The sequence below is a fragment of the Candidatus Colwellia aromaticivorans genome, assembly GCF_003333305.1.
Taxonomy (GTDB): domain Bacteria; phylum Pseudomonadota; class Gammaproteobacteria; order Enterobacterales; family Alteromonadaceae; genus Colwellia; species Colwellia aromaticivorans.
Genome location: NZ_QOLD01000045.1, coordinates 59,159 through 71,702 on the forward strand (window position 1 = coordinate 59,159; position 12,544 = coordinate 71,702).

Here is a 12,544-nt window from a genome sequence, read left to right on the forward strand (position 1 = left end):
ATTCTGAAGCCAAGATCATACTTTTATACGTGCAATGTTTAACGTAGTGTCTTTAGCATGCTTCATGGCTTTCTGGTTAACGCGCTTTACTATTGGTTTTGACGGATTAGTAGCACTTTCAATTGCTTGTTGAATTAAGTGGTGATCTTCAGATTTACTACAAACGGGATCGGTTTTATGCATATCGCCAGTCATCATAAAGGCCTGACAACGACAACCGCCGAAGTCTTTTTCTTTTTCATCACAACCTTTACACGGTTGGGGCATCCAATCATCACCACGAAAGTAATCAAAAGAAAAATCTTGCTGCCAAATATCATCAATAGATTTATCTTTAACGTTTGGAAAAGTTAGTGGTAGCATTTTTGCACTGTGGCAAGGTAAAGCAGAGCCATCTGGCGTTACCGTTAAAAAGGTTGATCCCCAACCATTCATACAAGCTTTCGGACGGGTTTCAAAGTAATCAGGCGTTACAAAAATAAAATGTGGCCCTTTACCTTGTTGTTCATCTCTAAATTCATTAACAATACATTCAGCCTCAATTAGCTGTTGTCGCGACGGTAATAAATGATCACGGTTTTGATACGCCCAACCATAATATTGTGCGGTTGCTAACTCTACATAATCAGCTTCTAACTCACAGCTGAGCTGCATGATTTCTTCAATTTGCTCAAGGTTTTGTTTTGATAAAACAAAGTTAAGCACCATAGGATAACCTTGAGCTTTAACCGATTTAGCCATATCAAATTTTTGTTGGTAGGCATTACCACGACCGGCAATCGCATCATTTAGTTCAGGATCTGCACCTTGAAAACTTATTTGAATGTGATCTAAACCTGCTTCTTTTAGTTTTGCGATACGTTTTTCGGTTAGACCAATACCCGAGGTAATTAAATTGGTATAAAAACCTAGGTCTCTGGCATGCTTTACTAGTTCTTCTAAATCTTTGCGTAATAAGGGCTCACCACCAGAAAAACCCAGTTGTACAGCCCCCATTTCTCTTGCTTCGGTAAATACCTGACACCATTGTTGTGTGGTTAACTCATTTTTTGTTTCGCTCAAATCTGTTGGATTTGAGCAATAAGGGCAATGTAACGGACAATCATAAGTGAGTTCAGCAAGTAGCCAAAGTGGTGGACCCACGAGGGCAGGTGAATCTTTCTTTGATATGTCAGTTACGGGTTGATTAGTCATGATAAAGCCACTTCTTTTCAATTGCTGTGGTGATAAATTCATTAACATCAGCGGTTAAGTCACCGGCATCAGGGAACTTTCTGTTCAGTTCAGTAGTAATTTGTTGTACGTTCTTTTGCCCATCAATAAGTTGCATAATTTCGCCAGCACCGCCATTGAGTTTAACCATGCCTTCTGGAAATAATAACACAAAGCAGTCTTGCGCTTTTTCCCACTGAAAACGGAACATCCTATTAAGTGTTGGTGTCATTGTTGGGCTTATGTTTGAGGGTGCTGTTGGTGTGCTCACTTAAATATACCTTTGTGATAAATAGGATTATTAATAGCTTCTTGTCCAAGTATCGCTTGATAGGGCGCTCTACCTTGTTGATAAGCCAATGTCATTGAGTCTAACATGCTCCACAAAATATCCAGTTTAAATTGTAAAATATTTAAGGCATCTTCTTGTGCTTCGCGGCTAGTAAAATGATCTAAGGTTATTTGCAAGCCATGATTTACATCACGACGAGCTTGCGATAAGCGCATTTGAAAATATTCTAAACCTTCAGGTTTTATCCATGGGTAATTTTGTGGCCAGCTATCAAGACGGCTTTGATGTATTTCAGGCGCAAACATTTCTGTTAATGACGAACAGGCAGCTTGTTGCCAGTTAGCTCTGCGAGCAAAGTTAACGTAAGCGTCTACCGCAAAACGAACACCAGGAAGAACAAATTTTTCATCTAATAAGTCTTGTCTGTCTAAACCAACAGCTTCGCCTAAACGTAACCAAGCTTCAATACCACCTAAGGTTTTTTCACCGGCATTGCCATCGTGATCTAGAATACGCTGGATCCATAAGCGTCTAGTTTCCATATCGCGACAATTTGCCATAATTGCCGCATCTTTAATCGGTATATTTACTTGGTAATAAAATCGATTAGCCACCCAGCCTCTAATTTCCTCTTCGCTGCACTCTCCTTTGTGCATCGCAATGTGGAAAGGGTGGTGAATATGGTACAGTTCGCCTTTGCTTCTAAGTTTATGTTCGAACTGTTCTCTGGTCCAAGCTTGCATAAAAATGGATCCTATCAGTGAGGTTAAATCGTTATTTCCATGCCATCAGTGGCAATTTCAACACCGTTGTCTAAAACAAATTGATGCTGAGGAGATTCTTCATTTAAAATGGGGTTAGTGTTATTAATATGTATAAGTATTTTTCTATCGATTGTAAATTTGTTCAATAGAGCGACTGTACCGAATTTACCATTGACAGGCATATGGCCCATCTCAGAGCCTAATTTCGAACCAACGCCTTGGGCAATCATTTCATCATCTAGCCATAAAGTTCCGTCAATAAGTACACAGCTTGCTTCGGATAATATGCGTTCTACTTCTGGCGTGCTTTCAACAATACCCGGCAAATAAAACAAATATTTACCCGTACTTTTATCAATAATTTTTAAACCGATATTATTACCATCTACCACTTTATCGCGATAACGAGAATAAGGAGGAGCATTAGATTCAATAATAACAGGAACGAACTCTAAACCGTCAACGCCATTTACATCGAATGGTTGTCGTTGTTCGGTATCAATTTTGGTAAAATTAAGACCTCCGTGCCAATGCTTTAACATAGGGAATAATGGGTAAGCGCTGGTCAAATCTTCATAGACAACATCACTACAATAGACATCAAGTGGTAGCCCTTCACGCAGGGTTATTAGCCCAGTGGTATGATCTATTTGGCTATCAGTTAAAATTGCTGCACGAATGTTAGTACCACGACTACCTTCTTCAGGCCAAAGTTGTGGGGATTGATTTATTTGTTGACGAATATCGGGAGATGCATTGATCAATACCCAGTCTTTTCCATTAGGGCTGACGGCAATTGATGATTGGGTGCGAGCGGTTGCTTTAATTGTACCGTCGCGTAAGCCTTTACAGTTTGCACAGTGACAATTCCATTGAGGAAATCCACCACCAGCAGCTGAGCCTAGAACTAAAATTTTCATATGTGCCTCGAGATCAAGACAAAGGGGGAGTCAGAAATTGTCTAGTGATAACTAATTACCTCAGTTTTTAAGCGTTGGCTATAACTGAGGTAATTTATTCTTATTAATGTATTCTTATTTGAAATAAAAAAAATTAACGGTTGCTGATGTATAGAGTTACTTCAAATCCTAAACGCATTTCTTCAAAGTTAGGCTTAATCCACATAATTTATTCCTCGCTGGTTAATAATATTGGTTTATAGTTTTGCTTTTTTACTTAGTACCCATTAACTATATTTAATTTTCTTTTAATAAAACATCCTACTTTAGGGGGAAAAGGATAGGGCGTAGGCATGAAGAAATTTTAGGCGCTTAAAGCTGGGGATTATTGAATTAATCAACTGCGATTATACAGGGTAGAAGAATGTTTATATAACTATCTGAGTGATGATACACAACTAGCTAAATACGCCGTTAATTATGAATTAAAGCACAAGCTTTACATATACATGCTTTATTTTTGGCTGTACTTGGGATTTTATCTAGTAAAGATTCGGGAAACTGTATTGCTTGATCACTACACCAGCAACCTTGGCTTGAATCACAAGCAGATACATTTCCGCAGTTATTCTTTTGATTGCATAGTGGACAAAGACTCGGATTAATATTATCTGAATCTATTTGTTGATTACTACATGAGTTTGTTTTTTTAATATTAATTTTCCTATGTAAAAGTACTTGTATGGATAATATACCCATTTTAATGGCTATAGAAACCCATTTCGGGTAATTTGATATTAAGCCTTAAACAATAATGTTCGCTTTTATCATCGTATATACCTAATTTGTAAGCGGTGTTTAACTTTATTTACTTACATTTGGCAAAATCGTTAGTTGCCTTTACTAAAGCATCAATGATTTTGGGTTCACTTGCGACATGTCCTGCCATTTCAATGATTGATAATTCAGCTTCAGGCCAGTATTTTTTTAATTGCCATGCTTGTTCAAGTGGACACACCATATCATAGTGACCATGAATGATTTTTGTCGGTATATGTCGAATATTCTCTATATTTTCAAGTAACGGCTCTTTGGCAATAAAGCATTGATTCATTGAATAATACAGCTGAATAATAGCGGGGGCTTTATCGCTTTCTTTTATTGGATTTTCAATTGAGCTTTCTTCAAAGCTTAATGATTCTTGCCAATAGATAAGACTAGCTTCCCAGTGTTGTAATTTATTAAAAATAGCGTTTGATATTTTAGTGTCATCACTGGTGAGTTGCTGATAGATTACTGATAGTGGTTGAGCTTGTTGCGAAAGTGGTAAGTCTTTAACTAGGTTATTCCAGGCATAAGGAAAAATTTTAGCTGCGCCATTTTCACTGTAAACCCAATCTATATCTTGTTGACGAGCAAGAAATACTCCCCGTAATATTAAGCCAGATACCTTTTCAGTAAAGTGGTTAGCATAATATAAAGCCAGTGTTGCTCCCCAAGAGCCACCAAAAACTAACCACTTCTTAATACCGATATGTTGTCGTATTGCCTCCATATCTTGAATGATATGGGTTGTCGTGTTTTGTTGTAAAGTGCCATAAGGGCGAGATCTTCCACAGCCTCGTTGATCAAATAAAATTATATGATACAGCTGAGGATCAAAATAACATCGATGTGATGGTCGACACCCTGACCCCGGACCACCATGCAAAAACACCACAGGAATGCCTAAAGGATTTCCACATTGTTCTACATAAATGTGATGTTCTTCCGTTGACTCTTCACCTGTTTGTGCATCAGTTAGCGCATCATTAGTGACGGTTAGATGATAATCACTAAAAGGCTCAATGGCAGGGTAGAGTGATAACATTTATTTATACCTGCTATTCGTATTCATGACTTATCTTTGTTGACTAAATTTAGGACTAAAACTAATGAGTGCTAACACTGCTGTTATTACAGTGACGCTCAATATCACGCTAAAGGCGGTTAAGTTGAGTTGTCCAAAGAGTGCAAATCGCAATAATTCAACACAATAAGTAAAAGGGTTGTACTGACAAAGCCAATATATCCAAACACTGGCTTCTTGCATTTTCCACAATGGATATAAAGCACTTGAAAGAAAGAACATGGGGAAAATAACAAAGTTCATCACTCCTGCAAAATTTTCCAATTGTTTAATTAAGCTTGATAAAAGTAACCCTAAAGCGCCTAAGAAAAATGCAATAAGAAAAACTGCTGGTGCTGCTGTTAAGTAACCTAAAAATGAAATATCAACATCAACCAGTTGCGCACAAAGTAAAAAAACATACACTTGCATTAAGGATAAAAACGCAATAGCAATGAGTTTACAACATAATAAGAAAGGCATGGGCAGTGGACTCATTAATAATACTTTCATGCTGCCCATCTCTCGATCATAAACCATTGATAGCGAGCTTTGCATGCCATTGAATAGTACTATCATGCAGCATAAACCGGGAATAATATATTCTTGGTAGGTAATATAGGTACCGTAAGGTTCCATGATAGAAACACCCAAGGCTGCCCTAAAACCTGCGGCAAATACAATTAGCCATAATAGCGGTCTAACCAAGGCGCTAAATAAACGTGAACGTTGTTGAAAAAATCGAAAAACTTCACGTTTAACAATACCTAAGCAGCAATAAAAATAATGATTTAAGGTCATACTGCCTCCGCATTTTTGGTTAAAGCAAAGTACAGTTGATAAGTGTCATCTACATTATATTGTTCACACAATTTACTGCTTTGGTCTTGTGCTTGAATTTCACCTTTGTTGATAATAATAAGCTGATCGCTTGGCTCTACTTCGTCCATTAAATGTGTTGTCCACAATACACAAATATCACGCTGTAGACACAGATTACGCACATAGGAAATAATTAATAAGCGGCTTTCAACATCTAAGCCGACGGTCGCTTCATCTAGTAATAATACTTTAGGTTGATGAATAAGTGCGCGTGCAATTTCTACTCGCCGTCTATGACCACCATTTAACGTTCTTACTTTATCGTGCAAACGCTCTGTTAAACTTAATTGCGCTAAAATCAGTTCAATATTTTTCAGTGCTTTTTTCGGTGCTATACCATGTAAAGAGGCATAATAAAGCAGGTTTTGTTTAACTGATAAATCTAAATCTAAGGTACTTTGTTGAAAAACAACGCCCATTTGAGACATTATTTTTGATTTATTCTTACTTAAATCATCTTCGTTAATGTGAATTGTGCCATTAGCGGTTTGCGTAAGCCCTGTTAATAATGAAAACAAGGTACTTTTACCTGCGCCATTTGGACCTAATAACACGTTAAACCCTGCGGGTAATGTTAGGTTTACTTTGTTTAGCGCTGTTTTTTTGCCATAAGCGAAAGATAAATTGTTGGTCACTATGCCCATAGTATTACTCCTTCACTTATTTTTACTGTATCTGATAGCTACACCCCAAGGGTATCGACCTACTTTTATTGATTTTGTCACTTTCATTTTATCAACATCGATAATAGAGACATCTCCACTAATACCATTGGTAGTCAGCAGTTGGCTTTGATCTTGATTGAGTGCTAATTGCCAAACTCGACGGCCTACTAATAAATATTTTTCAATCTCCATGGTTTTTCTATTAATGACAGCAACATGGTTTGCTGGCCCTAAGGCAACAAAAGCATAACGGCCGTCGAGGCTTAATTCTATGCCTACCGGTTGAACTCTATCTCGATGAATGCCGCGAATTTTAAAGGTAAATTCCTTGATTATTTCTTTACTGGTAACGTCAATTACAACGACAGCGCCACCAATTTCAGAGCTTACCCATAAAAGTTTACTATCTTTAGTAAATTGTGCAGACCTAGGCCTTGCGCCCACTAAAGTATTAGCAATAATTTTATTGGTTTTAGTGTCTATCCAATGCACCATATTAGTAGTTTCTGAGGTAACCACAACAATATTACCGTCGGGGCTTACAGCTAAGCCTTCAGGTTCAACACCCACATCAATTTGGGCAATAACGACACTAGTAGCAATATCTATTACTGTTAAAATAGCATCGTCTTCATTTGAGGTATAAATGATTTTACCATTTGGGTGAAGCGCAATTGTTTCAGGATCTTCGCCTGACGGTAATTCACCGACAATTTCTTCGGTGTTTAAATCGAGTATTTGAATACGATCAGAGTCACTGGCACATATATAAGCAAGTGATTGGTCGTGATTAAAAATAATGCCCCTTGGCCTTTGACCGACTGAAATTTCTTTAATCACTTTTTGCTGCTCAAGGTCTATCACCGAAATATTGTCGTCTTTCTCGTTGGTAACATAAGCCAACTCACCGGCGGTTACCAATAGACTCGGAGTAAGTAAAAACAAGCCAAGTAAAAATTTAATTTTCATAATGTACCTTTTAAAAGTGAGTTTTTTAATGTGCGTATTTGACTGTGCGTATTTGAATAGTTAATTGGCATTGCAGTGAGACTCCTGTTGATCAAAACCTAAGGTATCTAATTCAGTGATGGGATGCAAAATTCCCGCCTGAGGAGATTGAGATACTAAACCATGAGGTTGTATTAAGGCAATTGGCATTCTCAACTGCCCATTCCAAGAGCGAAAACTAAGTTTACGTCCTTTATATGCCGCTAGTTTAAAATCATCTGATTTAATATAAGCCGTTAACTCTTTTACTACTGCTGAATTAGTTTTATGAACGGCTTGGGCAACAGAGCGAACAGCAAGGTAGCCATTAAAGTCAATTTCATTCATATGGCGGTTTGTTAATTTATTAAAGCGAGTTTGTAATTGCGCTGCTCCCCATTGTTCTATTACTTTGTGCCAAGATAATGCTTCAAGCCCTGCAGAGCCAACAACAGGCCGAGGAAGATAAGTGTTGAAAGGAATATATTCGGCAAAATCTTTAGTTTGGTCGGCAACATAAACAACATTATATTCTTTAGATGTTTGTGTGAAAAGTGGTATTTCTTGCTGGGCGCTTCGTCTAAGATCGGTATTAAAGTTCCATGTTTTCTCAGAAATTATTTTAAGACCATAGCGCTTAGCTGAGCGTTTAAATGATTCAGCTAAAGCAATATCAGCAGGTTGTTCGCCACGAATGAGTAATACTTTATTTAAACGTCGATAAAGTAGCCATTGAGCCAATGCATCTGACTTCATGGCATGGCTTGGCGCGGTATGTAGAATTGTATTTAAACATTGGTTATTACGTAAATTATTTGAAAACTCACTTATATTGAACAATAAAATGTTTTTATTTTGTGCCCACAAGTTAATTTCATTCAAGACAGGCAGCGGTGCATCAAGTATGAAAATAGTTTTTCCACTGCTGAACTCTACTTTTAAGCGAGCTAGTAAGTCCTGCTGTTTTGCAAACTCAAAGGAGGTTAGGGCAAAGTGTTGTTGTAAAAATTTTCCTGTAGTATTTGAATCTTCTATTGCTAACCTTGCCCCTTGATAACCACTATCACTTGCTATTTTTATAATATTCGATAATGCCGGCGAGTGTTGTTTATGTAGCTTTAGATATGTGATATCAATAGATACAGGAATTGAAAAGGCACTAAAGCTAGTTAAGAAACTAGATAAAAGCATAAAAAAGATAACGCTCATGAGTATTGGTTTTTTATGTAAACTTTGTTTTAGCATGGTATTTTGATCTCAGCTAGAGAAGTCATAACGTCTTATTACTTATCATCATATAATAGTAATGAACTGAATTACAGGTAAAGTGTTTATTGTGTCATCATATGTAACTGTATGTTTTATAGTTCTTTATTTTTGTTTTTGAAGGTGTGATTGACTAAAGTCATACTAAAGGATGAGGTGAACATATCTAAAGTACAATTCGGAAATGACAAACTATTCGCTAGACTAGCTTCATACAATTTGAAAGTAGATCCAAGAGGTTTTAAAAATGACTAAGTTAAATTTTAAGCATAAATGCTTGATTGCCTGTATATCTTTGTTTTCGTATGGTGCGTCGGGTCATGGCTCTGTAACGCCACAATCAATAGATACGTCTGAATTACCTCAATTAGGTGAAGAGTGGTTAGAAGAAAACCCTTATCGTGAAGCAACAGGTGATGTGCGTGATAAAGTACTTAGCATTGGTGCGTCAGCATATAATCAAAACTGTGCTCGTTGTCATGGTTTAGGTGGTATTTCTGGTGGTATAGCTCCGGATCTACGCATGTTAGCAGCTGATTATGATGGTGATGAGTGGTATGGATATCGTGTACAAAATGGTGCAGTACGTAACGGCGCTGTCTACATGCCAAAAATGACTGAACATTTATCTCAAGAAGCACTTTGGTCTGTTAGAACTTGGTTAGAATCTGTCGAAAAAAATGACTAGTCGTTCCCGCTTATTTTTTTTCGCCTTTAGCTGTTGCTGGTTTATTTGTGCAACAGCTTTTTCCCGATCTTATGATGATATTATAGAAAGTAATGAAATTGTTATTGCTGTCTATAGTGACTTCCAGCCTTTCTCTTATATAGATAATGGCGAAGAGAAGGGCATAGATGTCAATTTAGCAAACGTTATCGCAAAAAAACTCGGTGTTAAACTTCGTCTACGTTGGATGACTGCCGATGAGAATGTTGATGATGATCTGCGCAACAATATCTGGAAAGGACACTTCCTGAACAGAACAGTTGCGGATTTGATGTTAAGAGTGCCATATGATAGAGATTATTCTTTATTACGTGATGATATTGGCGAGTTAGTCCATCAGCATGTTCATATGTTTGCACCTTTTCATACTGAATCATGGAAGGTTATCTTTAATAGTAAAAAAATTGACTCAGTAGAAACGATTGCTGTTTTTCAATATCATGATATTGGCGTTGAAGTAGATTCAATTCCTCAGTTTTATCTTACCTCTGCTTTTCAAGGTCGCATGAGAGATCGCGCCAAACAATACCCATCAATTAGTGAAGCCATTATTGCCATGACCGAAAGTAAGGTTGATGCCGTCATGGGGCTTACTAGCCAAATTAGTCACTATCAAGGTGCGCTTTCTAAAACAAATTATCCACTGGCTCAAAATGCTTTTCCTATGATGGGACAGCAACAGTGGGATATCGGTATGGCCGTTAAAGCGGATTATCGAGAATTAGGTTATGCGGTAGCTGATATCGTTGAAAATATGATAAAAGCAGGTGAAATGGAGGCTATTTTCGCTAAATTTAATGTTATCTACAAAATACCTGATTTATATAAAGGCTCTGAATAAGTACTCATCCTAAATGATGAGGTAAATTCATACTGCTGTTCAGTAGTTAATGTAAGAACAACATTTTATGATTAATGCAACCTGCATAATTATAATAAATTTAGCAAGTTATATAAAAGTATAAATAGCATCAGAAACAAATTGCAGATTCAATTCCATGAGGAAAAAACAATGATTAAAACGACAAAAACTAAAGCATTGTCATTATCGATGATGGTCTCATTAGCGATATCAGGTATGGCAAACGCTGGCGTAACCGACAAAGATATTCTTAATGACCAAATGACAACGGATGATGTTGTTTCTTACGGCCTAGGCCTTAAAGGACAACGTTACAGTCCATTGAAAAAAATCAATAACGAAACGGTTAAAGAAATGCGACCTGTTTGGGCTTTTTCACTGGGCGGTGAAAAACAACGTGGGCAAGAATCTCAACCATTGATTAAAGATGGTGTTATGTATATTTCTGGCTCTTATTCACGTGTGTTTGCTATCGATGCCAGAACAGGTGATGAACTTTGGCAATATGATGCAAGATTACCTGATGGCATAATGCCATGTTGTGATGTAATCAACCGTGGTGTTGCTTTACACGGCGATTTAGTTATTTTTGGTACATTAGATGCCAAGTTAGTTGCGCTTAATAAAGATACCGGTAAAGTTGTTTGGAAAAAGAAAGTAGAAGATTATAAAGCTGGTTATTCAATCACAGCTGCTCCTATTATCGTAAAAGGTAAAGTTATCACCGGTGTTGCTGGTGGTGAATTTGGTATTGTCGGTAAAGTAAGAGCTTATGATGCTAACAATGGTAAAATAGTATGGGAACGTCCTACTGTTGAAGGCCATATGGGTTACATCTGGAAAAATGGCAAGAAAACAGAAAACGGTATCTCTGGTGGTAAAGCTGGACAAACGTGGCCTGGAGACTTATGGAAATCAGGTGGTGCTGCTCCATGGAATGGCGGTACTTATGATGCTGACGTAGATTTACTATTTTTTGGTACGGGTAACCCTGCACCTTGGAACTCACATTTACGCCCGGGTGATAACTACTTCTCATCATCTCGTTTAGCGCTTGACCCTGATACAGGTAAAATTGTTTGGCATTTCCAAACAACCCCTCATGATGGTTGGGATTTTGATGGCGTAAATGAATTAGTTTCATTTGACTACAAGCAAAATGGCAAAACTGTAAAAGCGGCAGCTACTGCTGACCGTAATGGTTTCATGTATGTACTTAACCGCGAAAATGGTGATTTCATTAGAGGTTTCCCATTTGTAGATAAAATTTCTTGGGCTTCTGGCTTAGATAAGAAAGGTCGTCCTATTTACATTGATAGCAACAGACCAGGTAACCCTGCTGATTCTAAAGATGGCAAAAAAGGTAAAATGGTTACAGCAACTCCATCTTTCCTTGGTGGCAAAAACTGGATGCCAATTGCTTACAGTAAAGACACTGAATTATTCTATGTACCTTCAAATGAATGGTCTATGGATATTTGGAATGAACCAACAGCTTACAAAAAAGGCTCAGCTTATTTAGGTGCTGGTTTTACTATCAAAGCTAACCACGATGATTACATTGGTGTTTTAAGAGCGATGGATCCAAAAACGGGTAAAGAAGTTTGGCGTTACAAAAACTATTCACCGTTATGGGCTGGCGTATTAGCGACTGCAGGTAATTTAGTATTTACTGGTAACCCTGAAGGCTACTTGTTAGGTTTGAATGCTAAAACAGGTGATGTTGAATATAAATTCAATACTGGTTCAGGTGTTGTCGGTTCTCCAGTTACTTGGGAAATGGATGGTGAACAATACATTTCAGTATTATCTGGCTGGGGTGGCGCTGTTCCTTTATGGGGTGGTGATGTAGCTAAACGTATTAAGCACTTAAACCAAGGTGGTAGTGTTTGGACATTTAAACTACCTAAATAGATATTATTTAGTTTAGTAAATATCAAAATAAAAAGGTTGCCAATGGCAACCTTTTTTTGTTTGTTTGCCCAGCGAAGCTGGCAAACCCGATAGGCTGAAAGAAGCCTTATCACCCCGACTAAGGGGAAGATAATCTGAATGGCAAGGGCGTCACTGGCTAACGGTGGGGTCTGAAGGAAGCCATAA

The 12,544-nt window shown here is 37.6% G+C and carries 14 protein-coding genes; 3 read left to right on the forward strand and 11 right to left on the reverse strand.

Going from position 1 to position 12,544, the window contains the following annotated elements:
- Positions 1-15 precede the first annotated feature (15 nt).
- The 11 genes from pqqE to DWA31_RS06515 all read right to left on the reverse strand — a co-directional run bounded on the left by pqqE (position 16) and on the right by DWA31_RS06515 (position 8,798).
- Positions 16-1,194: a pyrroloquinoline quinone biosynthesis protein PqqE gene (gene pqqE, locus DWA31_RS06465; protein ID WP_114325795.1), complete on the reverse strand. Its 1,179-nt coding sequence runs from the start codon at positions 1,192-1,194 to the stop codon at positions 16-18.
- Positions 1,187-1,483 (reverse strand): pyrroloquinoline quinone biosynthesis peptide chaperone PqqD, encoded by a 297-nt coding sequence (gene pqqD / locus DWA31_RS06470; RefSeq protein ID WP_245942515.1) that lies wholly within the window; start codon positions 1,481-1,483, stop codon positions 1,187-1,189. Before pqqD ends, pqqE begins: the two co-directional genes overlap by 8 nt.
- Positions 1,480-2,247, reverse strand: a complete 768-nt coding sequence (gene pqqC, locus DWA31_RS06475; RefSeq protein WP_210725560.1) for a pyrroloquinoline-quinone synthase PqqC — start codon at positions 2,245-2,247, stop codon at positions 1,480-1,482. The genes pqqD and pqqC overlap by 4 nt, the downstream gene beginning before the upstream one ends.
- Positions 2,248-2,270: 23 nt before the next feature.
- Positions 2,271-3,188 (reverse strand): pyrroloquinoline quinone biosynthesis protein PqqB, encoded by a 918-nt coding sequence (gene pqqB, locus DWA31_RS06480; protein WP_114325797.1) that lies wholly within the window; start codon positions 3,186-3,188, stop codon positions 2,271-2,273.
- A gap of 133 nt (positions 3,189-3,321) precedes the next feature.
- Positions 3,322-3,393: a pyrroloquinoline quinone precursor peptide PqqA gene (pqqA, locus tag DWA31_RS17785; protein ID WP_081154332.1), complete on the reverse strand. Its 72-nt coding sequence runs from the start codon at positions 3,391-3,393 to the stop codon at positions 3,322-3,324.
- A gap of 248 nt (positions 3,394-3,641) precedes the next feature.
- On the reverse strand, positions 3,642-3,926 hold the full coding sequence (locus DWA31_RS06490) for a cysteine-rich CWC family protein (RefSeq protein WP_114325798.1): 285 nt from the start codon (positions 3,924-3,926) through the stop codon (positions 3,642-3,644).
- A 109-nt stretch (positions 3,927-4,035) separates the two neighbouring features.
- Complete coding sequence (gene pip, locus DWA31_RS06495; RefSeq protein ID WP_114325799.1) at positions 4,036-5,037, reverse strand: prolyl aminopeptidase; 1,002 nt, start codon at positions 5,035-5,037, stop codon at positions 4,036-4,038.
- Between the two features lie 30 nt (positions 5,038-5,067).
- The gene (locus DWA31_RS06500) at positions 5,068-5,856 is read right to left on the reverse strand and encodes an ABC transporter permease (RefSeq protein ID WP_114325800.1); all 789 of its coding nucleotides are present in this window, start codon (positions 5,854-5,856) and stop codon (positions 5,068-5,070) included.
- Positions 5,853-6,581 (reverse strand): ABC transporter ATP-binding protein, encoded by a 729-nt coding sequence (locus DWA31_RS06505; protein WP_114325801.1) that lies wholly within the window; start codon positions 6,579-6,581, stop codon positions 5,853-5,855. The genes DWA31_RS06500 and DWA31_RS06505 overlap by 4 nt, the downstream gene beginning before the upstream one ends.
- 12 nt (positions 6,582-6,593) lie before the next feature.
- Positions 6,594-7,571 (reverse strand): YVTN family beta-propeller repeat protein, encoded by a 978-nt coding sequence (locus DWA31_RS06510; RefSeq protein WP_114325802.1) that lies wholly within the window; start codon positions 7,569-7,571, stop codon positions 6,594-6,596.
- 60 nt (positions 7,572-7,631) lie between these two features.
- Positions 7,632-8,798 carry an ABC transporter substrate-binding protein gene (locus tag DWA31_RS06515; protein ID WP_114325811.1) on the reverse strand — a complete coding sequence of 389 codons (1,167 nt, stop codon included), beginning with the start codon at positions 8,796-8,798 and terminating at the stop codon, positions 7,632-7,634.
- A gap of 304 nt (positions 8,799-9,102) precedes the next feature.
- On the opposite strand from DWA31_RS06515, the gene pedF reads away from it, so the two are divergent.
- From pedF to DWA31_RS06530, 3 genes are all read left to right on the forward strand, one after another.
- A complete protein-coding gene (gene pedF, locus DWA31_RS06520) occupies positions 9,103-9,543 on the forward strand; it encodes a cytochrome c-550 PedF (RefSeq protein WP_114325803.1) in 441 nt (146 codons plus the stop codon).
- Entirely contained in the window at positions 9,536-10,423 is an 888-nt protein-coding gene (locus DWA31_RS06525) for a substrate-binding periplasmic protein (RefSeq protein ID WP_114325804.1), read from the forward strand. The genes pedF and DWA31_RS06525 overlap by 8 nt, the downstream gene beginning before the upstream one ends.
- Before the next feature lie 171 nt (positions 10,424-10,594).
- Complete coding sequence (locus tag DWA31_RS06530; protein WP_114325805.1) at positions 10,595-12,358, forward strand: PQQ-dependent methanol/ethanol family dehydrogenase; 1,764 nt, start codon at positions 10,595-10,597, stop codon at positions 12,356-12,358.
- The last annotated feature ends 186 nt before the right edge of the window (positions 12,359-12,544 follow it).